At 56.3% G+C, this 21,961-nt stretch carries 19 protein-coding genes and 1 pseudogene; 12 read left to right on the forward strand and 8 right to left on the reverse strand.

Annotated elements, in window-relative coordinates; translation table 11 throughout:
* Window positions 1-144: 144 nt before the first annotated feature.
* Window positions 145-381: pseudogene (locus tag BFV97_RS18540) on the forward strand (response regulator); the annotation flags it as partial.
* 214 nt (window positions 382-595) lie between these two features.
* On the opposite strand, the gene BFV97_RS16800 reads toward BFV97_RS18540, so the two are convergent.
* Window positions 596-1,759 carry a tyrosine-type recombinase/integrase gene (locus tag BFV97_RS16800; RefSeq protein ID WP_069301561.1) on the reverse strand — a complete coding sequence of 388 codons (1,164 nt, stop codon included), beginning with the start codon at window positions 1,757-1,759 and terminating at the stop codon, window positions 596-598.
* 190 nt (window positions 1,760-1,949) lie between these two features.
* Window positions 1,950-2,957, reverse strand: coding sequence for a TauD/TfdA family dioxygenase (locus tag BFV97_RS16805; protein WP_069301562.1), 1,008 nt, complete (start codon window positions 2,955-2,957; stop codon window positions 1,950-1,952).
* Between the two features lie 237 nt (window positions 2,958-3,194).
* Here BFV97_RS16805 and BFV97_RS16810 point away from each other — a divergent pair, with 237 nt between their 5' ends.
* The gene (locus BFV97_RS16810) at window positions 3,195-3,383 is read left to right on the forward strand and encodes a hypothetical protein (RefSeq protein WP_069301563.1); all 189 of its coding nucleotides are present in this window, start codon (window positions 3,195-3,197) and stop codon (window positions 3,381-3,383) included.
* A 130-nt stretch (window positions 3,384-3,513) separates the two neighbouring features.
* Here BFV97_RS16810 and BFV97_RS16815 read toward each other — a convergent pair whose 3' ends face one another.
* Window positions 3,514-5,925: a GcvT family protein gene (locus BFV97_RS16815; protein WP_069301564.1), complete on the reverse strand. Its 2,412-nt coding sequence runs from the start codon at window positions 5,923-5,925 to the stop codon at window positions 3,514-3,516.
* A 158-nt stretch (window positions 5,926-6,083) separates the two neighbouring features.
* On the opposite strand from BFV97_RS16815, the gene upp reads away from it, so the two are divergent.
* Window positions 6,084-6,713 (forward strand): uracil phosphoribosyltransferase, encoded by a 630-nt coding sequence (gene upp, locus BFV97_RS16820; RefSeq protein ID WP_069301591.1) that lies wholly within the window; start codon window positions 6,084-6,086, stop codon window positions 6,711-6,713.
* A 69-nt stretch (window positions 6,714-6,782) separates the two neighbouring features.
* On the opposite strand, the gene BFV97_RS16825 is transcribed toward upp, so the two are convergent.
* Window positions 6,783-7,343 (reverse strand): helix-turn-helix transcriptional regulator, encoded by a 561-nt coding sequence (locus BFV97_RS16825; RefSeq protein ID WP_216635974.1) that lies wholly within the window; start codon window positions 7,341-7,343, stop codon window positions 6,783-6,785.
* Between the two features lie 971 nt (window positions 7,344-8,314).
* On the opposite strand from BFV97_RS16825, the gene BFV97_RS18825 reads away from it, so the two are divergent.
* The 5 genes from BFV97_RS18825 (at window position 8,315) to BFV97_RS16850 (ending at window position 15,141) form a co-directional block, all read left to right on the forward strand.
* A complete protein-coding gene (locus BFV97_RS18825; protein ID WP_157888358.1) occupies window positions 8,315-8,908 on the forward strand; it encodes a helix-turn-helix domain-containing protein in 594 nt (197 codons plus the stop codon).
* A gap of 10 nt (window positions 8,909-8,918) precedes the next feature.
* Window positions 8,919-9,479, forward strand: a complete 561-nt coding sequence (locus BFV97_RS16835) for a hypothetical protein (protein WP_069301567.1) — start codon at window positions 8,919-8,921, stop codon at window positions 9,477-9,479.
* 170 nt (window positions 9,480-9,649) lie between these two features.
* The gene (locus tag BFV97_RS16840) at window positions 9,650-11,872 is read left to right on the forward strand and encodes a calcium-binding protein (protein WP_069301568.1); all 2,223 of its coding nucleotides are present in this window, start codon (window positions 9,650-9,652) and stop codon (window positions 11,870-11,872) included.
* 153 nt (window positions 11,873-12,025) lie between these two features.
* On the forward strand, window positions 12,026-13,774 hold the full coding sequence (locus BFV97_RS16845; RefSeq protein WP_069301569.1) for a type I secretion system permease/ATPase: 1,749 nt from the start codon (window positions 12,026-12,028) through the stop codon (window positions 13,772-13,774).
* Window positions 13,771-15,141 (forward strand): HlyD family type I secretion periplasmic adaptor subunit, encoded by a 1,371-nt coding sequence (locus BFV97_RS16850; RefSeq protein ID WP_069301570.1) that lies wholly within the window; start codon window positions 13,771-13,773, stop codon window positions 15,139-15,141. Before BFV97_RS16845 ends, BFV97_RS16850 begins: the two co-directional genes overlap by 4 nt.
* A gap of 85 nt (window positions 15,142-15,226) precedes the next feature.
* Here the strand turns inward: BFV97_RS16850 and BFV97_RS16855 are convergent, their stop codons facing one another.
* On the reverse strand, window positions 15,227-16,093 hold the full coding sequence (locus BFV97_RS16855; protein WP_216635975.1) for a helix-turn-helix domain-containing protein: 867 nt from the start codon (window positions 16,091-16,093) through the stop codon (window positions 15,227-15,229).
* A 105-nt stretch (window positions 16,094-16,198) separates the two neighbouring features.
* On the opposite strand from BFV97_RS16855, the gene BFV97_RS16860 reads away from it, so the two are divergent.
* Both BFV97_RS16860 and BFV97_RS16865 read left to right on the forward strand, forming a co-directional pair.
* Window positions 16,199-17,155: a fatty acid desaturase gene (locus tag BFV97_RS16860; protein WP_069301572.1), complete on the forward strand. Its 957-nt coding sequence runs from the start codon at window positions 16,199-16,201 to the stop codon at window positions 17,153-17,155.
* Window positions 17,121-17,852, forward strand: a complete 732-nt coding sequence (locus BFV97_RS16865) for a phosphate/phosphite/phosphonate ABC transporter substrate-binding protein (RefSeq protein ID WP_157888359.1) — start codon at window positions 17,121-17,123, stop codon at window positions 17,850-17,852. The genes BFV97_RS16860 and BFV97_RS16865 overlap by 35 nt, the downstream gene beginning before the upstream one ends.
* Before the next feature lie 12 nt (window positions 17,853-17,864).
* On the opposite strand, the gene BFV97_RS16870 is transcribed toward BFV97_RS16865, so the two are convergent.
* Window positions 17,865-18,347, reverse strand: coding sequence for a hotdog fold thioesterase (locus BFV97_RS16870; protein WP_172827926.1), 483 nt, complete (start codon window positions 18,345-18,347; stop codon window positions 17,865-17,867).
* Window positions 18,348-18,420: 73 nt separating this feature from the next.
* Window positions 18,421-19,293 carry a methylenetetrahydrofolate reductase [NAD(P)H] gene (gene metF / locus BFV97_RS16875; RefSeq protein WP_069301574.1) on the reverse strand — a complete coding sequence of 291 codons (873 nt, stop codon included), beginning with the start codon at window positions 19,291-19,293 and terminating at the stop codon, window positions 18,421-18,423.
* A 104-nt stretch (window positions 19,294-19,397) separates the two neighbouring features.
* Here metF and BFV97_RS16880 point away from each other — a divergent pair, with 104 nt between their 5' ends.
* Window positions 19,398-20,312: a LysR family transcriptional regulator gene (locus tag BFV97_RS16880; protein WP_069301575.1), complete on the forward strand. Its 915-nt coding sequence runs from the start codon at window positions 19,398-19,400 to the stop codon at window positions 20,310-20,312.
* Window positions 20,313-20,388: 76 nt separating this feature from the next.
* Window positions 20,389-21,180 carry an inositol monophosphatase family protein gene (locus BFV97_RS16885; RefSeq protein ID WP_245667788.1) on the forward strand — a complete coding sequence of 264 codons (792 nt, stop codon included), beginning with the start codon at window positions 20,389-20,391 and terminating at the stop codon, window positions 21,178-21,180.
* Window positions 21,181-21,195: 15 nt separating this feature from the next.
* On the opposite strand, the gene ygfZ is transcribed toward BFV97_RS16885, so the two are convergent.
* Window positions 21,196-21,948 carry a CAF17-like 4Fe-4S cluster assembly/insertion protein YgfZ gene (ygfZ, locus tag BFV97_RS16890; RefSeq protein WP_069301576.1) on the reverse strand — a complete coding sequence of 251 codons (753 nt, stop codon included), beginning with the start codon at window positions 21,946-21,948 and terminating at the stop codon, window positions 21,196-21,198.
* Window positions 21,949-21,961: the final 13 nt, after the last annotated feature.

The following is a 21,961-nucleotide window of genomic DNA, read 5'->3' on the forward strand; positions in this document are numbered from 1 at the left end:
GAGAGAATTCTTCACGTAGACGATGAGGAAGATATCCGTTTTATCGTTCAAGTGACACTTGAGGTAAATAACGGTTATGAGGTCTTATCTTGCGCTAGAGGCTCCGAAGCTATCAAGTAAGCGCCCGATTTCAATCCGCAACTTTTTTTACTTGATTTTATGATGCCTGAAATGAATGGGGAAGAAACTTGGAAGGGGTTGTGCTCGATTGAAGGCTTATCAGATGTCCCAGCAGTCTTTATGACGGCGAAAACTGCACGCAGTATTATTGACCATCTCTTCAGTCTTGGTGCCGCTGGTGTTATACTAAAACCATTTGAACTAGAGGATATTGGTCAGTTGTTAGAGAGTTTTTGGCGGAAGAAAGAATCGTTTATTTAGAGATGCTTAGCTGAAAATTCAGGGAGCCGGTAATAGTTGATTGCGAACTACATTTGTTGCTAGTAATGAACGGACCGGTCTCAAAGTTATTAGAGGGTATAAGGAAGGTATTTTATTGAAGCTTGATTTGATTGGGCGTCCGGTGTGCCCCCACACCTAACGTGACCGATTTTAACTTTGACACAGGTAGATTTCCCGCGATCCAACTCTAATATCAGTCGCCACCAATCAAATACTTCGCCCATGCCCCCAAGTATGGCTTTCGACGTTCGAGATAATCTGCACGGTTGTACGCATCCTCCACATCGTTGACGGCAAAGTGGCCAAGGCAGGCTTCAGCCACCTCCCGGGCGCATTCTGTGCGTTCGGACAGCCATGTGCGCAATGTAGAGCGGAAACCGTGTGGTCGGGCTTCTAGGCCTCGCTCGACCATGTAGTTGCGCATTGACATCTTATTGAGCGGGCCGCCACGGCTGTTGGGAAAGAGATAGCCGTTTTGCTCAATCGCTCGGGCGAGATCGACCACCCGCAGGGCTTCACCGGACAGAGGTACCCGGAAAGGTTTGGTAAAGCCCTTGCGGCCTTTGATATGCTCTACAGGCACCGTCCAGATGTCCCCAGTGATCTGCTCAAGCCGCATATTGTTGACCGCATCCGAGCGGACACCTGTCAACATCAGCATGCGAAGCGCAAGTTCTACGGGGGCGAGTTCTCCAAGGGATTGGTAAAAGGCAGGCGCCTCAGCCCAGTCGAGCGCGGCGATATGGGTAACCGTGTGTCTTGGTGCTCCAAGCAGGATGCGTGCTTGGTCAATGATGCCGAGGTTCACATCAAAGCCTTCCGCGATGGCGTAGCTCAGGATCACCTTTAGTCGAGAAAGAGCCTTCTTTGCTGTGACGGGAGAGGTCTCCCAGCCACGGGAAAGGGCCTGCTTGATGTCATGCTGGTCGATCTTGACGACGGGCATCATTCCCAGATGGGGCAGAAGATGGTTCTTGATCGGGCTGAACCACATCCCGTCCGACCCCTCATGCTTCAGCGTAGAGCGATGGGCTTCGAATGCAGCATAAGCCAGAACATGGAACCGACCTTCCTGTGCGCTTGCATGGTTTCTTTGCCGTTGCTTGATCTTGATTGGATCATCGCCATTCGCCACAATCCGCCGCACATCATGGGCCGCTTTCCGGGCCTCTGCGAGAGAAAGCAGGGGATAGGAGCCGAGCCCCATCTCGCGTTGACGACCGAACAGTGAAAACCGGAAGGTCCATTGTGCCCCGCCGTCTTTCCTTTTAAACAACCATAACCCCTGTCCGTCGCAATGTTTGCCGGGCGGCAGGGACTTTAACTGTGCGACTGTAAAGAAATTGGATTTTGCCATATGTGTACCTCCGAAATATCTACAAACGCAAATGGCACTGCCCGGGAACTTCCGGACCGCGCTGAGACGCTACCGCACTCTTATTAAAGCACGATTTAAATCTCAGAGCGTTTGTGACAGCGCTTGATACGAAGGATATACCCCTCCGGCGGGGATATTTGGGGAAAATGAAATAGGCGGGGCAGCGGTGCTACCCGACAGCAGTGCGGGTGGTGAGGGGGCGCAGGTTTTGGACTTGCGATCCGCAGTGTTCAAGCCGGGTTTCAGTGAGATACCGGCGGTTGCGCATTTGGTCCGGCGGCAGGGCGCGCATCAATCTGTGGTTGTCCAATAGCACGGCTTCACCGGGTTGCAGCAGCAGATCGACGGTCAGATCCGGATGTTTTGCCAGTTGGATGAACTGCCGGTAGGCCGCGTAAAATGGCGGCAACTTTGCGTAAGGCACCTCTGTCACTGGCGTAACAAAACGACTGTCATAGCGGACTGAATGAAGCGCGCCGTCCGGAGCGATCCGGAACACCGGAGCTGCGGCGGTATCAGTGGTGCAACTGTCCAGTGCCCGCCGATACCGCAGGGCATATCCGGACAGCAGATTGAACCCTGACAGCGATTTGTCCCGCAACTGTTCCGCCAAACGGAAACCGTCCAGCAACCGGAGGGTCACAGTTTCGGGTGCGCATTTGCAGAGCCGGATTAAACTGTGACAAGGCGGAATGGCGAGATAGGGTTGCGCGGTATAGGGCGCTGTTCCAAGCTGCTCGGATGGCGCGATTGCGACAGTCCGGTGATCGATGCCTTGCATAAACACGACACCAAAGCGTTTCAGGCGGGCCTCCCGACCTGTATCATCGGAACGCCAATTGCAGAGTTCTGTTGCGAAGATGTGGTCCCAAGTCTCTACAGCTTCGGGCAGGTGAAATCCGGCGATCTGATCCGCGTCATAGGCGTAACGCTGCAGCCACTCTACAGAAAGATGTGTTGAGACGCCGTCAGGTGCAAAGGAAATTTCAACCATTCCTTGCAACAGCTTAGCCGAGCGTATCCGGACATCCACCGGAATTTCGGAAACCTTACCCAAGAGAGATGTTTCCGCAATATTGTCACGCAACCAAACGGCGTGAAACCGGTGCTGCATCCCGTCCGCGAAACGCAGCCTCAAGTAATCGCCTGTTGCTGAAACCGTCACACTGCCGTCCATCTCTCCCCCTCCTCAGTCGTTTAAACTTGCACAAATCCTGCGCTGTCAAAAAGCGGCAGAGGGTGTCACCGCCGCCCTACCCAACTTGACGTGTACAAGCCCCACGTTGCATCAGTGTGACAGACGCGCTGCATTTCCGTGGCAAATGACTGGTCTGAGACGGTGCTACTCCGCTGTCGGGGTTGACCGCTGCACCCGCTTTACGCTCTATGACAGAAAACGGACGGGACAGAGAAAATGATCAATTTGACGCTGGAAAACGGCAAAACCATTATGGTCGGCGTAACGAGCCTGCAAGCGGCCATCACAGGGGCGACCGGCTCCGGAGCGCTGATCGTTCTGGGCGGCGGGATTACCTACGACGTGCGCGAAAGCCCCGCCGAAATTGCGGCGCTGCTGGATGAATATAAAGCGAAGAATAAATAATCCCTTCAGCTTTGCGACCGATTTTTGGGATTTGGAGATATAAAAAGGCCCCGCAGTTTGATTGCGGGGCTTTCGATTTGGTTGACGCTTGGGTGCCTCCGGCGGGGATATTTTACTGAAAATGGAGCCGTTAGGACCGTGGTCGCACGTTTTGTGGATCGTAGAGGCAAGGCTCGGTCAGGGTTGCGCTGACGGGTTTGCCAATGACCTCTACCTCGACGTTGCCACTTAGATCGGGCGTTACAAAGGCCATTGCGATGCTTTTTGCTGTGCGATGGCCCCAGTCCGCGGATGTGACGGTGCCCACGACCCTGCCGCCCTGCAAGACGCTGTCGCCGGGCTGGGCGGGGGCATGGGTGCAGTCGAGCGTCAGGGTCACGAACTTGCGGCGCGGACCGGTTTTGACACGGGCTTTCACAGCTTGTCTGCCGATAAATTCCCCTTTGTCGAAGTGCACGAACCGGTCCAATCCGGATTCAATCGGGTCGAACTCTGTGATCAGGTCGGCTTTCCAGTGGCGGTAGCCTTTTTCCATGCGCATACTGTCCACCGCGCGGGCGCCGAACAGGGTCAGCCCGTGGCGTTCACCGGCTTTGCGCAGCGCCAGATAGGCGGCGTAAAGCTGGGCGTTCGGGACGTGAATCTCATAAGCCAGTTCACCGGAAAAGCTGACCGACATGACCACCGCGGGGGCAAAACCGATGAAGGCATTGCGCACGGACAACCACGGGAAGGCTTCGGCGGACCAGTCGGCGCGGGAAACCTCGCTCAGGACGGCGCGGGCCTTTGGACCTGCAAGAACCAGGATCGTATGCGCGTTGGTTAGGCTGCGGATCTGGACGTCTTCGTCCTCGGCAATGTTCTGGGTCAGCCAGTCCATATCATGGTATTCGGACGCGGCGGCGGAACCGTACCAGACCCGTCCGTCCGGCAGGTTTGCAATTGTCGCCTCGCCCTTCACATTGCCCTGATGGTTGAGCAGATAACCAAGCCCGACGCGGCCCGCCTTGGCGGTGATCTTGCCGCAGAACATGCGATCAAGAAAGAGGCGCAAATCTGCGCCGGACAGTTCGAACCTGTTGAAACCGTTGACTTCCGTCAGGCCAACGCCGGTTTGTACGGCTTTGACTTCGGCGGCAACCACATCGAATGTTTCGTTAAAGGAATAGCCGTGGGTCTCTTTGAAATCCGGTGCCGGTTTGATGTAGTCCATCCGCTCCCAGCCGTTCACCACGGTAAATTCCGCGCCTTCGCTGGCAAGGATCGGGGTCAGCGGTGTCGTTTTCGCCGGACGACCGGCGGGGCGGTGTTCATGGGGGAAATGGAAGCGGAATTCGTTCTGGTAATCCTCAATCGCCTTTAGCGCGGTCAGTTCCACATTGGCATGGCCGGTAAAGCGGCGCGGGTCGATGCACCATGTGTCATAACAGGCCGTGCCATGCACGATCTGCTGGGCCAGCAGCCAGCCGTGGCCACCGCCCTCGCCAATTCCGGCCCGCAGGCCGATAATGCAAAAGGCGTTGCGTTTGTTCGGAATTGGCCCCACCAGCGGCGCACCGTCAATCGTATAGGTGATCGGCCCGTTTACAACCGTATGGATGCCGGTTTCCATCAGGGCGGGCATCCGCGCAAAGGCGCCTTCCAGCACATCGGTCACACGGTCCAGATCGTCCGGACAGAGCGCATTGACGAATTTCGGGTCGATCCCGTCCATTCCCCATGTCTTGCAGTCCTGTTCGTAAAAGCCGACCAGCAGTCCGTTTTTTTCCTGACGGCAGTAGTAATCGCTGATCGGACAGCGCAGCAGCGGCATCCTGTGGCCTGCCTCTTTGATCGCTGGGATTTCTTCGGTCAGGAAATACTGATGCTCCATCGAGGTCACGGGATGCTGGACGCCCATCATCGACGCCACTTCGTTCACGCGGTAGCCACAGGCATTCACCACGATCTCGCAATCAATATCGCCTTTTTCGGTGTGCACGGTCCAGCTGTGATCCTTGTGCTGGGTCAAGCCGGTCACAGGCGTATTGCGGTAGATTTCGGCACCGGCCTTGCGCGCCCGTCGCGCCAGCGCCTGACAGAGCTGTGCCGGATCAATATCCCCGTCCATCGGATCCCACAGTCCGCCGAGCAGATTATCAGTGGAAATCAGCGGATGGCGGCGGGCGCACTCTTCTGCGTCGATGATCTCAAACTCTACGTCCATGCCCTTGGCAACACTGCGGAAATGGGCGTAACCGTCCATCTGCGCCTGTGTGTTGGCAAGCCGGATACCGCCATCCCCGTGATGGTAGTTGATCGGATAATCCGGATCATTGGCCAGATCCTGATAGAGCGCGATGGAATGGCTTTTCAGACCGATCATGGTCTGGTTCATGCCAAAATTCGTCACTTGCGCCGCCGAATGCCATGTGGTGCCCGAGGTCAGTTCGTCCCGTTCCACCAGAACGACATCGCTCCAGCCTTCTTGTGTCAGATGATAGAGTGTCGAGCAGCCAGCAATGCCGCCGCCAATCACAACAACGCGGGTGGTAGATTTCATAATGGCCTCTTTAATCTGCGATTTCCCGTAGATAGGCCGCAGCGCCCTGTCCGCGTCAACGTTCCCCCGCAGTTTCAGATTTTCCGATGGATGCGGTTTTTGTTTGTGAAACTTTGCGCGGGATGGGAAAAGGGGGCAAATCGCGAAAGGCAGCCGTCATGAACCACCTCACCATAGTCGATCACCCCCTTGTGCAACACAAACTGTCGGTGATGCGCCGGACCTCTACGCCGTCCAACCAGTTCCGCCAGTTGCTGCGCGAAATCAGCCACTTGCTGGCTTATGAGGTGACGCGCGACCTGCCGATGACCACGGAACGCATCGACACGCCGGTCTGTGCGATGGATGCGCCGATGCTGGACGGCAAAAAGCTGGCGCTGGTGTCGATTCTGCGGGCGGGCAACGGTTTGCTCGATGGTGTGCTGGAACTGATCCCTTCGGCCCGTGTGGGGTTTGTCGGGCTGTACCGCGATGAAGAAACACTGGAGCCGGTGCAGTATTATTTCAAAGTGCCAGAGGGCATGGACGAGCGGATGGTTATCGCCGTGGACCCGATGCTCGCAACGGGCAATTCCTCGGTTGCTGCGATTGACCTGCTGAAACAGTCCGGTGCGACCAACATAAAATTCCTCTGCCTGCTGGCAGCACCCGAAGGTGTTGCGCGGATGAAAGAGGCCCATCCCGACGTGCAAATCGTTACTGCTTCGCTGGACGAACGACTGGACGAAAAAGGCTACATTGTTCCGGGGCTCGGAGACGCGGGCGACCGGATGTTCGGCACCAAATAAGGTTACGGAGCACGGATTTGCGAATTTGGCAGGGATGCCCCTTCCCTGCCATTATTACTCAGGCCGCGATTACAGATTGATCGAGGCCCAAACCGCTGCAAGTGCGCGGTTCTTGCAGCCGATTTTCAGGAATGAGGATCGAAGATGTGATTTCACCGTGGCCTCTGCAATCCCGAGTTCGAGCGCAATCGCCTTATTCGACGCGCCGAGCGCGAGGAGTTGCAGGACTTTCTTTTCACGGTCCGAAAGGCTGGCGACAACGCGGTTGTCCGGTTCACCCTCTGCCACACCGGTGTCTACCAGCTCTGACGGTTTGACCTTGTGAATGGCGTCGCGACTGATGGACGCCGAAATGGTGAAGCCTTCGCTAACCATAATGACGGCGCTCAGGAAAGCTTCGGCAGAGCTGCCGTCAGGGATAATCGCGGCGACCGTATTGTTAAATTCAGCGAAATAGACTTCCAACTGTTCGCTGGTTGGAACCAAAATTATCTTAAGATTGGACGTGGCCCGATGCAGCGTCTCAATATCCGCTCTGGCCTCCGCCACGGAGGTCGGATCGTGCAAGATAACAATGTCTCCATCGCCGGTCGCGCCAATCGCGCTTGCACTTTCACAGACTGTTTTCACTTGTTGACTACGCGACTCCAGAATTGAGGCTATCATGTCGCGGATCAAGTGATTTTTGGAAACAACAAAAATCGACATCCCACATACACCGTTTTACAAAATGAAATTCGAAACAAAGTAATGTCTATTTATTAAAACCAGCGTGCACTAAATCTTTTGGAAATTCAAGGTTCTAACGGTTCGCGTCGCCGTTCGTGGGTTCGTGATTCCGGCCAGGGCTTTTTCAGAAAAGGTCAGAAAAATGCAGCTTATTAACCGTTTAGTAGGTTTTTTGTGCAACGAATCGGGATGCCTTTCACACAACTTTGACGATATTTTTATCTCAGCCGTCTGATAGGGTCTAATCTGAACGGATTAATCCGTTTGCCGGATTTCACAACCACAAGCAGAGTAAGTCGTAAGCCGCCCGCTGCGAATCACACGAAGGGTCTAGGTCGTGTGCACAAAAGATTCCGTCATTCCCTGTGGTATAGTCGACAAATTGATAGATCAAATTTTGACATTTATATGACCAGAGGGAGGTTGAAATGAATGTTTTTTGTAACCCCACCCATGCGGGAGGGGTCGTTAAGCGGTCCGACAAGTTCAGCCGGACAATGTTAGAGTTCTCAGACGCGGCAATTGCACATGTCCGTCACGGTGAAGATAAAATCATTCTTTCCACACACATCTTTGAAACAGATGATCATGCCGAACCATTCAACCTAGCCGGCGAAATTCCATGTCCGGGGCGCCAAATCCGGTTTTCATCGACGCGGTCAGCGGGTTCGCACAGTTCTGCCATTAAATCCTACCTCTCAAAAACCGTTCAAAGCAGCACAGACGCAAAGTGGCACAGCTATGAGTCCTGCTTTGCAGACGGTTCCATTGATCACATAGAGCTCCTCCAATCAGGCGACAGTTGCCCTGCCCACTCCGAAAAACACCTTCAGTACATCTGGCCTCTATTAAGAGAGGATTGTCTTTCGGAATTGTTAACGGACGCAGGAAAATTTGTTGACGATGCTTTGTTGTGGATCATTACAGATAAAATTGCCTCGGCGGTACTGGTTCTGGATCAGCACTGCAGGCTGGTTCGCGCAAATACAGCCGGTTACGAACTTTTGAAATCTCAGGACATCCTGCGCTCTCAGGGGGACGGCATCAGTTGCGCCAACAGCGGTGAGACGGCCCAGTTTCGCAAAACCGTCAGAGAATGCGCCGACAGTTCCGCGCCCAATGGTCTGGAAAAAATACTGATGCTTGAGAATAAGGCCACCCAAAGCCTGTCTCTTTTGTCCTTGCGCAAATTTGAATGCGGTCCGGCGGCCACGATGGTGATTGCCATGCTCCCCGCCCCGCCGGATTCCAAAAGGATCATGATGCTCGCCCGTGAAATGGGGCTGACCAAAGCAGAAGCACGTATTGCTTCGCTCATGCAGATGGGTCTGTCCAATCGGGAAATGGCTGTGAAAGCCAAGTTAACTGAACAAACCTGTAGCACCTACTCAAAGCGGGTTTTGAGCAAGTTGAATGTCAATTGTCGCGCAGAAATGGCGCAGCGTCTGACGTGGCAGGCAGGTTGAGGAGAGAGCAATGAACCATATTAACCAAAGAGCCACGACCAACGCCACGGCGGTCGAACCGGAAAAAACACCGTTCCAGGGGCCCAAACCGAAACCAAGACCGAACCTTAACGCGACCTCGCGGGCCTATTCGGAAACCGAAGCAAAGATTTTGCAAGGGTTTCTGGTCTCCGGGGAAAAGCCGATTGCCAAACGTGAAGATGTGATCGAACTGTACAATCGCATGGTCACATTGCTGCGTGCACTGAATGAAAGCCTGACAGAAAAGAATGACGCGCGGACCAAAACAGAGCGCACCCATCTGGACTCCCGTTTTGATCGGATCGACGGCGCGGTGAACAGCATGGAGGGGGCTTTGCGCATCGAACTTGCCCCCCTGCTCGGCCAGATTGTCGAAGAGAAACTTCAGCACCACACGAAAGCAACCACCAAAAAATCGAGGTCAATGCTGGGCCGGATCTCTTTGATCGCGGTCGGTCTGGCGGCGGGCGTTTTCCTGTCGGACACCATCCTGTCCGAAGCCCAAAATGTGACGGCAATTATTCAGGGTTTTATCGTTAATAATTTTTAGTTTTGTCCCGGAATGGGGGCAGTTTGGCTTCTTTATTTCTGTTGAACTGATCCTAGGACGCGAATTTGTAGCGTTTTACGAGCTGGTTATTTTCAGCGCAATCAAACGGTTATTGCGGGACGTCAATTATTTTAATCTTGCATTAACCTTATCCATTAGGAGGTTTAATTATGTCAACTGATCCAAGAGTATGGCCCGAGTGCGAGCCGGAATGCATTATTAATCTGGACAAGCCATTTAACAATCAAGTCACAGGCACCGGCACACATGGCGACGAGTTTGTAGACCTGAATCTCAACGGGTCTCCGGACAATTATGACTTGGGCTCCGGTGACGACAGCGCGGTCGGTAACTCAAAAAACAACGTTATTGACGGTGAAGACGGCTGCGACACCATTCTGGGTAACGGCGGCGACGACAAGATCCTCGGCGGTGGCCACAATGACGTTCTCGTCGGTGGCAATGGCGCGACGGTCTGGGGCGGCCCTTATCCGCCGATCCCTGGTTTTGCTGACAACGATTACATCGACGGCGAAACCGGTGATGACCTGATTTACGGCGAAAACGGCGAAGATCAGATCAAAGGCGGCGAAGGCCACGACGAGATTTACGGCGGCGACGGCAACGACGTGATGATCGGTGATGACGGCGACGATCTGTCTCTGGATGATGGCAACGACGATATGTACGGCGGCGCTGGCGATGATTGCATGGCCGGTGAAGGCGGCGACGATTGCATGTTCGGCGGCACTGGCGAAGATGTCATGTACGGCAACGAAGGCAATGACGGCATGTCCGGCGGCGACGATGACGACCGTATGACAGGTGGTCTTGGCGACGATTTCATGACAGGTGATGACGGCAACGACGAAATGTACGGCGACATCCGTCAAGGCAATGTTACCGATCTGGACACTGGTTCTGACACTTGGGGTGGCAAAAAAGTCGACTTCCGCGGTGGCAGTGACTGCATGTACGGCGGTAACGGCGAAGACATCATGGATGGTGGTGCCAAAGCCGACGTTATGTTCGGTGGCGCTGACGAAGACCTTATGTTTGGTGGCCGTGGTGCGGATCACATGTCCGGTGGTGCGGCTGATGACTCCATGCAGGGTGACGGTGCCCGTGACTGGATGAAAGGTGGCTCGGGCGACGACTATATGCGCGGCGGCTCCAAAGGCGACACCATCTACGGTGACCACGCTGGCGGAAAAGACCCGATATGCGAAGGCGACGACTGCATCGATACTCCGAAGGAAATTGACGACGGAGAAGAAGGTTGCGATCTGATCCACGGCGGTTCCGGTCATGACAAAATCTACGGCGAAGGCAATCACGACAGCCTTTACGGTGGTAACGGTCGCGACAAAATGTACGGCGGTACCGGCGATGATGTGATGCACGGTGACGCGGACAACGACACCATGTGCGGCGATGACGGGAACGACCAAATGTTCGGCGGTCACGGCGACGACATCATGAAAGGTAACGAAGGCGACGACTGGATGTCAGGCGGCATTGGCAACGACAAGATGTCCGGCCAGCTTGGTAACGACATCATGTATGGTGACGACGGTCATGACACAATGTCTGGTGGCGATGGTAACGACTGGATGTCTGGTGGCAACGACAATGACACCATGGACGGTGACGACGGCGCTGACACCATGTTCGGTGACAATGGCCATGACACCATGTCCGGTGGCACCGGCGAAGACGAAATGCACGGTGGTGAAGGCGACGACCATATGAACGGCAACGATGACAACGATGTCATGTATGGCGACAATGGCAACGACTGGATGGGTGGTGACGACGGTGACGACCAACTCTTTGGTGGTGACGGCAACGACGATCTGGAAGGCAACGAGGGATCGGATTACCTCCACGGCGGGGCAGATGATGACCTGCTTGAAGGCGGTGCCGGTGATGACGCACTGGACGGTGGCTTTGATGAGGACATCATCATTGGTGGCGAAGGTGACGATTTGCTCACCGGCGGGGCTGACAAGGACATCTTTGTCATAGACCTGACCTGGGACGGCAAAACCTTCAGCTCTACCGATGGCCATGACACTGTGACCGACTTTACCATGGACGGTGATAATGATGTTCTGACCTACCGTATCACCGACCTGACCGGCACGGCATCAGACACCGATCTGTTTGATGCGCTGGAAGCGGCAACATCGGTTGTGGACAATGGCACCAACACCAAGGTTTCGGTTGGCGGTTCCACAGTGGATCTGCTGGGTGTCTCCACAGGCGTTGTCACTCCATTCACTGTGTTTGACCACCTTGGCAACGATGCGGATGGCTTCGTCGGGGTCGGTATCAATGGCTACTCGCAGGGGAACTACCTGTATGAGGCCGTCGATATTGTGATCGTATAACCGACAACGAGATGGGGGTGGCAAGATAGCAGACATCTTGCCACCCCCGATTTTGGCCCAGGAGTTTCAAAGCGGGCCATCCCTCGGCAGACTTCGAACACTCTTGGGTCAAAGTTTCTGTAATTTAGTGTTGTATTTAATAGAGGCAGAATTATGGGGTCAAAAAAGGTATTTTCAGGGCAGCGCGGCTTAATTGCAGCGATCTTTCTGGCCAGTGTTTTTATCAATCTACTGGTTCTGACAGCACCGCTTTACATGCTTCAGTTGTTCTCCCGTGTTATGTCTTCGGGAAATGTCAGCACAATGATTATGCTAACGATCGGAGCGGCAATCGCTCTGATCTTTTTTCTGGCGTTTGATACCATCCGCCAGCGCCTTGCGGCCCGTCTGGCCACGCGGCTGGAAGGCAATCACGGCCCGAGTGTTCTGCACGGACTGGTCACAGGGACCAACCCGAATGATACACAGGGCGCCCGTCCCGTCCGCGACCTTCAGGAAATCCGCGCATTCGTGAACAGTTCGGCGTTTATCGCGCTGCTGGACGCGCCTTGGTCCCTGCTGTTTGTCGGCGTTATTTTTCTATTCCATCCCATCTTGGGCGTTATCGCCACTATCGGGCTTTTGTTTCTGTTCGGCCTTGGGATCATCAGCGAACTGGTCAGCCGGGAACCGACGGAATCTGCCAGTGACGCGGAACAAAAGGCAACGGGCACCATTGAGGAAATGCTGCGCAACGCCGAAGTGGTCCGCTCTATGGGCAAAGCCCCCGCGCTGATCGAGCGCTGGAAGAAAGAAACATTTGTCGCAATGGTCTTTGGCGCAATCGCCACGGATCGCATCGCATTACTGACCTCTTTTGCCAAAATGACCCGCATGGCGCTTCAGATCGCCTTGTTGGGCGGCGGGGTTTTACTGGTCATTCAGGGGCAATTGTCGCCCGGAATGATGATCGCAAGTTCAATCCTTTTGGGACGGGCTGCGGCCCCTGTGGAGCAATCCATCGCAGGCTGGCGCCAGTTTTCCCAAGCGCGTATGGCGATGCGTCGCCTGAACGCGCTTTTCGCCTCTCAGAAAGAGGCCGCGAGAACAATGGATCTGCCAGAACCGAACGCCCGTCTGTCCGTTGAGAACGCAACTGTGGTTGTGGCAAACAAACAGGCACCGTTGCTGCTGGATGTATCTTTTGAGCTGCGTCCGGGCGATGCGCTCGGGATTATCGGGCCAAGCGGTGCTGGCAAAACCTCTCTGGCGCGGGCGCTGGTGGGATTGCAACCGCTGTCGCGGGGTTACATCCGGGTGGATGACGCGGCGCTGACGGACTGGCCTGTGGACCAGATCGGACAATATATCGGCTTTCTGCCCCAGCGGGTGGAATTGTTTCAGGGCACGGTGGCGGAAAACATCGCCATGATGGATGAGGAGGCCTCTCCTTCTGCAATCGTCGAAGCGGCAAAACGGGCCGGTATTCACGAACTGATCCTCTCGCTTCCGGCTGGCTATAATACGCAGGTGGGACTGCGCGGAGAGTTGCTCTCTGCGGGTCAGCGGCAACGGATCGGTCTGGCCCGTGCCTTCTTCGGAGACCGGCGTATCATCGTGATGGACGAGCCAAACGCCAACCTCGACCCGGCGGGCGAAGAGGCTCTGTCCCAAGCAGTCCAAGACGCAACGGAGCGCGGCTGCATCGTCATTCTGGTCACGCACCGCATGAGCATCCTGCGCGGCGTCAGCCACGCCGGTATCATGCAGGACGGCCGTATGGTGCGCTTCGGTGCATCCAAAGCCGTCTTGGACAGCACGGTCACACCCGTGTCGAACCGGACAACCGACGACCCGAAAGTCGCGGTGCTTAAACCCCGTAAGATCATCAAACGGACTGCCAAAACCGGAGGCGCCAAATGACACGTTCTTCCTTAACAGCAGCTAAAAAGACGCCGGTAGCGCTGGCGGATCGTATGCCCAGCAACAAGGTCACAATCGTTCCGCCCACCCGTGTGCGCGGACTGGTCCTTACTCTGGGGTTTCTCAGCCTCGGGTTGTTTGGCGGTCTGGGGTCATGGGCCGCAATTGCCCCGCTGCGCACCGCGATTGTTGCATCAGGTGAATTCAAAGTTCTGGGCGACCGCCAGATCGTGCAACATCTGGAAGGGGGCATTGTTTCAGGTATCTTTGTGCAGGAAGGCGGCGTGGTTAAAGAAGGCGACCTGCTCGCCACTTTGCAGGATACACGGGTGAAGGCCCAACTGGGAATCCTGCGCGGTCAACTGGCAAGTGCGCTGGCACAGGAAATCCGCAGCGCCGCAGAGTTTTCCCAACAGGAAGAATTGCAGCTGAGTGATGAGTTCAGCCGTTTGCTGGAGGAAGACCCTGATCTGATCGAAGTTTTTAACACGCAAAAGAATATATTTGCCTCCAACAAACGCACCGATGCGGGTCAGGAGGCTATTCTTCAGGACCGGCTCAATCAGCTTGACGAACAGATCGAAGGCACCATGCGCCGCGTGCGTTCGCTGGAAGAACAGATGGAACTGGTTTCCAGCGAAACCAAAGACCTGACCGCACTGTTTGAAAAGGGTCTCGTGACCAAAGGGCGCTATGTGAACCGGCTGCAGGCAGAGTCCCAGATTTTTGGCGACCTCGGCACCGCGGAATCGCAGGTCCAAAGCCTGCTGCAACAGAAATCAGAGATCCGCGAAAGGGTCATCCATGTGCGCCGCGAGCGGATGCGGATCGTCACCGCCGAGCGTCAGGCGATACAGGATCGGGTCTATGACATCCGGCAACGTATCGCAGCAATGGATGACGTGCGCGAACGGCTGTCTATCCGGGCACCGATTTCGGGTCGGGTTGTGGGCCTGGACATCAACACCATTGGCGAGGTGATCGAAAGCGGTCAGAAACTTCTGGATATTGTGCCCGCCGACAGCAGCTTTTTCATCGAAGCGCGGGTGCGCCCCAGTGATATTGACGAAGTGGTCACAGGGGGGGAGGCCCGCGTGCGCCTGACCGCCTACAGCTTCCGCACCACGCCGGTTGTGGAAGGCACGGTGACGAATGTTTCTGCGGACAGCTTTGTTAGCGAAACTGATGGTTCGTCCTACTATAAAATCACCGTCAATGTGCCGGACGAGAAGCTGAAGACGATGGAAAATGTGGATATTGTTCCCGGAATGCCCGCACAGGTTTTGGTCTCCACCGGAGAGCAGACCCTTTTGACCTATATGCTTGATCCGGTCATTGGCGGTTTTGGAACGGCGTTTACGCCGTAACCCCCCGCCCGCAACGCACGACACCGACCGGGCGGGGGTCTTTATGAGTATTTATGGAACATTGAAGCGGCGAGTCCCGAGCTGATCACGGTTCGCCGCTTTGGTTTTGACGCGCCAGTCCGGCGACAAAATCCGCGACTTCATGGGCGTGAACCTCTGCGGCGCGGACCAGATTGTCGAAATGCCCGACCATCGTTGTGATCGTATAAGTGGCATTCAACAACAGGTAGATTTCGCCGGCATAGATCGCCACGCGCTGGTAGCCGAAGATGGTGTAGGGCATGGAAAACCGGGCGCTGCCATCAAACAGATAAAGCCGGAAACCCGGATAGAGTTCCCGCAGCAATTGTTCCATATGGGCAAGTTGCCGCTGTCTTTGCACCTGTGACAATCCCGACCAAATGCCGTGACCCGCAGCAAAGCTCTGCAGGGTCTGCAGCGGCATTGCCACTTCCATATCGGTTTCGGGCAGGCGGGCATAGTCGCGCCTGTACCCGTCTTGCAGGCGCTGGCTGTCGTCGGGCGTGGTTTTGGTGCGATGTTCGTATTGTGCAATCGGACCGTCGCGCAAAAGATCGGGCAGACCGGCGGGAACATAGCGGATTTTTGTGCCTCGCGCCTCTTCGTGCCATTGCACCAGAGGCGAGCGGTCAAGGCTGTCGGCACCGCCTGCGATTTCCAGCATATCGCGGGTTTCCAAGGTGACGCCGCGATCTTCCGAAAGCCCTAAAAGCCAGTCCACCGAGACCTGATGGGTACGGGCCAGTGCCACGAGTGTATCTGCACGGGGCAGCCGCGCCCCTGCCCCGCCCAACAGTTGCGAGAGCGCGGAACGGTCGATCCCCAGTTCAGCGGCAAAGGCGGATTGGCGCAAGCCGCTATTGCGCTGAAGCTCGCCCAGTCGAGCGCGAAAAATGTCTGATGTTTCCCGCCGGTCCATGATTACTTTCAACAGATTTGTTTACTAAAAACAACAAAACTCTTGCTTTGTGACAGTTCTCCCGTTGTTGGCGCCGAAATCTCTGCCGTAAAATCGTTTGAAAACAGGAGGTTTAAGATGCAGCGCAAAGGTTTCTCACGGACCGCCCGAATTGAATGGCAAACCCTGAGCCTGATTTTTTCAACCTATGGCCTGTGGGTGTTTATCGGCTGGCAGGTCTACCCGCATTTTCCGGTCACGGCCCTGTGCCTGCTCGCCCTGTTGAACGCGCTGCATTCCTCGCTGGTGCATGAAGCGCTGCATGGTCATCCCACCCGCAAGCGCCATCTGAACGAGCTGCTGGTTACGGCCAACCCCGGATTGATCTGGCCCTATCGTCGCTATCGCACCCTGCATTTGCGACACCATGCGGATGAGACGCTGACCGACCCTTTCGACGATCCCGAAAGCTATTACAGGGCGCAAGGCTATTACGCGGCGCTGCCCCTGTGGGTCCAGCGGGTGCTTGGTTGGTCAAACACCTTGCTTGGGCGGCTGGTGCTCGGCCCGCCATTGTCTTGCATTGCCCTGATCTGCGGTGACATCTCGGCCTTGCGCCACGGTGAGCGGGATGTGGCAAAAGCATGGTTACTTCACGGGCTTGGCCTGATCCCGGTCCTGTTCTGCCTGTTCGTTCTGTTCGAAATTCCACTGTGGCTCTACCTTGGGACGGCCTGTTGGGGCGGGGCGGCGCTGATTTCCCTGCGTACCTTTGCTGAACACCAATGGCATGAAACACCGGAAGGCCGCACCATCATCGTTGAGAAATCGCCTTTCAGTTTTCTGTTCCTGAACAATAACTTGCATCTGGTTCACCATAAGAACCCCGCTGCCCCGTGGTACACACTGCCTGCCCTCTATGCGCAGGACAAAGACCACTGGCGGCGCATGAACCAACATTACGTTTTTCCAAATTACTGGAAATTAATCCGCACCTATGCTCTGATAGCCAAAGAACCTGTCGTTCATCCCGCCTGGCACCGGAGCAAGGAGGCTCAGAGTGACCCGATACCGCGCAGCCCTACCAATGTATGACCTGCCAGAGTACAAGGCAGAGACGGACAGGTTGTGGCAAAACGTTCTGGCCGGATTGCACAAACGGGGCGCTGATCTTTTGGTGGATTTCTACCGCCCTGAAACCGATCACGCCGCGGATGAACTGCTCGCCCATCCCCGTTTGTTATTGTCCCAGACCTGTTGGGGTCCGATTTCATGCGGTGTCGCACCGGAATTGCACATTCTTGCCCAGCCGGATTTTTCCGACGTTCCAGGCGGTCAGGGGCCGCTGTATCGTTCCGCAGTGATTGCGACCGGAAAAGGCATCAACCAATCGCCGCCGGACGACCGGAAAGCCGTCCTGCCCGTTGACGCCCTGCGCGGTAAACGGCTGGCCTTTAACGACCGCGCGTCCCTTTCGGGCTATCTGTCCATCACCGCCGACATGACCGCCGCCACCAAGCAGCGTAAGGCGTTTTACAGCCACGGGGAACATTCCGGCAGCCACCGTCATTCCGTGCAGATGGTGGCAGAGGGCAAGGCTGATATTGCCGCAATCGATTGTCGCACATGGGCGATGTTGCAGGAGTGCGAACCGGCGGCGAAACAGGTGCATGTGATCGGCTGGACGCAGGCCCGCAAAGGATTGCCCTATGTGTGCAGCCCCAAGATCGAACCTGCGCTGCAGAACATCCTGTCAGACACATTGCAGGAACTGGGCGCCCATGCGGTTTGAAAGCCGGCGGCGTTAAACCCCGACCCGCATGCAGGTTGTTGATCCGGTGGCATAGATCTTGCCGTCCTCCACCCCGCGCAATTCCGCATCTGCGACCCCAGTGGTGCGCCCCACATGGCTTGCCACGCTGACGGCTTCCACTTCCATGCCTTCAGGCACGGGGCGGATGATGTTCACCTTGTATTCAAGCGTGGTGTAATGTGCGCCCTTGCCGGCTTTCGACATGATCGCACAGGCCATCGCACTGTCGAGGATTGCCCCGTACCAGCCACCATGCGTGGTCCCGCCGGGATTAAACGCCGCGTATTGCGGGATGCCCCGAAACACGGCGCGGCCGAATTCCACAGCTTCCAGACGGAAATTCATCAGCCCTGCGATGGGCGGGGCCGCGACCTCGCCGGTTAGGGTCTTTTGCAGATACTCCAGTCCGGTCCAGTCCTTTTGCTCCGGTCCGGGCAAATCGTCAGGGGTTTTAGCATAGTTCAGGTCGCGCATGGCAAAAGGCTCTCCGGTTGATTGTGATCAAACCGTAGAGCCTTGATTGCCAGTGCTTCAAGCGTTCAACCGCTCAGGCAGAGGCTTGCAGTTCCAAATGACGTGGCGTTCTTCCGATGGCACGGCAGACATCTGCTGTCAGGGTCGGGTCGTTCAGCGTGTAAAAATGCAGACCGTCCACGCCCTCGCGCAGCAGGGTATCGCAGGCTTCCGTGCAGATCGCCGTTGCAAACAGACGCTCTGTGTCTGCGGCGGCGGCATGGCGAAAGCCTTCTTCCATCCAGTAAGGGATCGGGATCGCACACGGCGCCGCGAATTTCTTGGTTTTCGCCCAGTTTTCGATGGGCAGAACCCCCGGAATGATCGGCTGGGTGATGCCAGCAGCAGCGCAACGGTCACGGAACCGCAGGAAATCTTCAACCTCGAAGAAGAACTGGGTGATGGCGCGGTCTGCACCTGCATCGAATTTTGCCTTCAGGTGATCCACATCGGATGTGTCGCTGGTGGCATCGGGGTGGCGGTTCGGATAAGCCCCGACCGCAATGTCAAATCCGCCCAGTTCGGCCAGCGCCTTGACCAGTTCTACAGAACCGGCGAACCCGTCTTTCACCGGCTGGAAACCGGCCTGCGGATCAGAGGCATCACCACGCAGCGCAACCACGCGGCGCACGCCTTTGGCTGCATAACCACGGGCCACAGACAAGGTTTCTTCGCGGGTGGCATCCACACAGGTCAGATGACCCGCCACCGGCATGCCGTAGTTTTGCGCAATCACGCCAGCCGCCGAACAGGTCAGATCCCGCGTCGATCCTCCGGCGCCATAGGTGATGGACACGAAATCCGGATCGAAAACTTGCAGGGTTTCCACCGCAGACCACAGCCGGAAACTGGCCGCCAGCGATTTGGGCGGGAAAAATTCAAAGGACAGATCGAAGTCTTTGGTCATCTCGGGTGCTTTCAGTTGTGTTGTTCCCTAAAGATAGCAGTTTGCAACTTGAAGCAAATTCATATTTCTAATAATAATAACGCGGATCATTCATACAGGCTGCCATGTATCTCGAATTTCGCCATCTCCGTTCTATCCGCGCCATCCACCAACAAGGCGGGCTGGCCCGTGCTGCCGAAGTGCTGAACGTGACCCAATCCGCCCTGTCCCACCAGATCAAGGCACTGGAAGAACAGGTGGGGATGGAACTGTTTCTGCGTCGCTCCAAACCGCTCAAACTGTCCAAAGCAGGGCACAAGCTGTTGCAGCTTGCGGATAAGGTCCTGCCCCAGATCGACGCGCTGGAGCAGGATTTCGCAGAACTGATTACCGGAAAATCGGGCCGGATGCACATCGCCATCGAATGCCACGCCTGTTTTGAGTGGCTGTTCCCCGTGCTGGAAGATTTTCGGCAAAGCTGGCCGAATGTGGATGTGGACATCCGCCCCGGTCTGGCCTTTGACGCCCTGCCCGCCCTGCAACGGGAAGAAGTAGACCTTGTGGTGTCTGCCGATCCCGAAACCATTGACGGTGTGGAGTTTATTCCCCTGTTTGACTATGCGCCCACCTTTGTCTGTGCGCGGTCCCATCCGCTCGCCACCAAACCCTTTGTCGAGGCCGAGGATTTCCGCAACGAGGTTCTGATCACCTATCCGGTGGACAAATCCCGCCTTGACGCCTTTACCCAACTGCTGACTCCGGCGCGGGTTGAACCCCGCTCCATCCGGCAGGTGGAACTGACAGCGGTGATCATGCTGCTGGTCGCTTCGGGTCGCGGAGTAAGCGTCCTGCCGGACTGGGTGATTGCAGAGGAAAAATATGGTCATGACTTTGTCGCCCGCCCGATTACAGAGCACGGGTTGAACCGCAGGCTTTATGCGGCGATCCGCAGCAGCGAGGTGGACAACGGCTATATGCGGGATTTCGTGATGATCACGCGGGACAGGCAGGCCGATGCCGATAATCCGCAGGTGGCCTGAAAAACGTCCGAATCCCCTTGGCAATAAGGCAGTCAGCGCCTAAACAGCAAAATTCCACCACCAAGGATGCACCCCCATGTCGCAAATGTCTGCCAATATGAACATTATGATCAAAGCCGCCCGTCGGGCCGGCCGGTCCCTGATGCGCGATTTCGGTGAGGTGGAACATCTTCAGGTCAGCGCCAAAGGTCCCGGCGATTTCGTGTCCCGCGCCGATCTCAAGGCAGAAGAAATCCTCAAGGAAGAGCTGACAGAGGCCCGTCCGAACTATGGCTGGATGGCCGAGGAGAGCAAGGAAATCGCCGGTGAGGATCCGACCCGCCGCTGGATCGTTGATCCGTTGGACGGCACAACGAACTTCCTGCACGGCCTGCCCCATTGGGCGATCTCTATCGCACTGGAACACAAAGGCGAAATCGTCGCGGCGGTGATCTTCAACCCTGCGGGCGAGGAACTCTTCGCGGCGGAAAAAGGGGCCGGTGCATGGCTCAACGACCGTCGCCTGCGGGTATCGGGCCGCCGCGAAATGATCGAGATGATCTTTGCCACCGGCCTGCCGTTCGGGGGCCGTCCGGACCTGCCGGACACCCTGAAGGATCTCGCGCGTATCCTGCCCGGTTGCGCCGGTGTGCGGCGCTGGGGATCAGCCTCGCTCGATCTCGCGTATGTCGCAGCGGGCCGCTATGACGGCTTCTGGGAACGCCGTCTGAATGCATGGGATGTGGCCGCCGGTATCCTGCTGATCAAAGAGGCCGGCGGATTCGTGGAAACCATCACGCCCAATGGCAACCCGATCACCGATGGCTCTATCATTGCCTCCAACGATCAGGTGTTTGAACGTTTCGCAAAACTGGTGCGCAACACATAAGCACCGAAGCGGGGCTTACCCCGCTTCCGGCAGGGTGACAGTCGCGTCACCCGCCTGCATGTCGCCCTTCACCCGATCAAACCGCAGATAGGCAATGCCCTGCCCGCCGCTTTGGGTGTAGAGCGTGCCAGCCGCCTTGCCATCACTGCGCAGCTCGGTCCCGACCGGCGCTGCGCCATCGACATTCACCGTGGCCAGCCCTTTGCGCAGCTCGGTCTTGTGCTTCATCCGCGCGGTCACTTCCTGCCCCACATAGCACCCCTTGCGGAAGTCCACGCCGTTCAGCCGCTCAAAGCCGCATTCCAGAATGAACGATCCATCCGCAATCAGCTCCACATCTGTTTGCGGCACGCAATGGGCCACCCGCACAGCATCCCAATCCACGGCATCCGTCTCCTGCGGCGTCTGTGCAAACATCCGCCAGCCCAGCGCCGGATGGCGCGGATCAGCCATCGCACCATCAGGTCTTTCCCCGATGCCGCGATGCACAAACAGACCCGCATCCGCGATCCCCACATCCGCCCGCAACTTGTACATGGTCAGCCGCTGCACCAATGCGTCAGCGCGCCCCGCATCTACATCCAGCAGAATGCTATCACCGTCCGCGGCCAGGAAAAAGTCGAACAGGTATTTCCCCTGCGGCGTCAGCAAGGCGGCATAGACCAGACCATTTTCAAGGCCCTTAAGGTCATTTGTCACCAGATCATTCAGGAATCGCGTCCGGTCGGTCCCTGTAATACGCAGTACGCGGCGTGTTTCCTCACTCATGACATCACATCCT

The organism is Neptunicoccus sediminis, from assembly GCF_001719615.1.
In the GTDB taxonomy this organism is placed as follows: domain Bacteria; phylum Pseudomonadota; class Alphaproteobacteria; order Rhodobacterales; family Rhodobacteraceae; genus Amylibacter; species Amylibacter sediminis.

Coding starts and splice junctions, on each gene's coding strand:
- BFV97_RS16800 (WP_069301561.1), bottom strand. CDS start 1,759: ATGGCAAAATCCAATTTCTTTACAGTCGCACAGTTAAAGTCCCTGCCG.
- BFV97_RS16805 (WP_069301562.1), bottom strand. CDS start 2,957: ATGGACGGCAGTGTGACGGTTTCAGCAACAGGCGATTACTTGAGGCTG.
- BFV97_RS16810 (WP_069301563.1), top strand. CDS start 3,195: ATGATCAATTTGACGCTGGAAAACGGCAAAACCATTATGGTCGGCGTA.
- BFV97_RS16815 (WP_069301564.1), bottom strand. CDS start 5,925: ATGAAATCTACCACCCGCGTTGTTGTGATTGGCGGCGGCATTGCTGGC.
- upp (WP_069301591.1), top strand. CDS start 6,084: ATGAACCACCTCACCATAGTCGATCACCCCCTTGTGCAACACAAACTG.
- BFV97_RS16835 (WP_069301567.1), top strand. CDS start 8,919: ATGAACCATATTAACCAAAGAGCCACGACCAACGCCACGGCGGTCGAA.
- BFV97_RS16840 (WP_069301568.1), top strand. CDS start 9,650: ATGTCAACTGATCCAAGAGTATGGCCCGAGTGCGAGCCGGAATGCATT.
- BFV97_RS16845 (WP_069301569.1), top strand. CDS start 12,026: ATGGGGTCAAAAAAGGTATTTTCAGGGCAGCGCGGCTTAATTGCAGCG.
- BFV97_RS16850 (WP_069301570.1), top strand. CDS start 13,771: ATGACACGTTCTTCCTTAACAGCAGCTAAAAAGACGCCGGTAGCGCTG.
- BFV97_RS16860 (WP_069301572.1), top strand. CDS start 16,199: ATGCAGCGCAAAGGTTTCTCACGGACCGCCCGAATTGAATGGCAAACC.
- BFV97_RS16870 (WP_172827926.1), bottom strand. CDS start 18,347: ATGCGCGACCTGAACTATGCTAAAACCCCTGACGATTTGCCCGGACCG.
- metF (WP_069301574.1), bottom strand. CDS start 19,293: ATGACCAAAGACTTCGATCTGTCCTTTGAATTTTTCCCGCCCAAATCG.
- BFV97_RS16880 (WP_069301575.1), top strand. CDS start 19,398: ATGTATCTCGAATTTCGCCATCTCCGTTCTATCCGCGCCATCCACCAA.
- BFV97_RS16885 (WP_245667788.1), top strand. CDS start 20,389: ATGTCGCAAATGTCTGCCAATATGAACATTATGATCAAAGCCGCCCGT.
- ygfZ (WP_069301576.1), bottom strand. CDS start 21,948: ATGAGTGAGGAAACACGCCGCGTACTGCGTATTACAGGGACCGACCGG.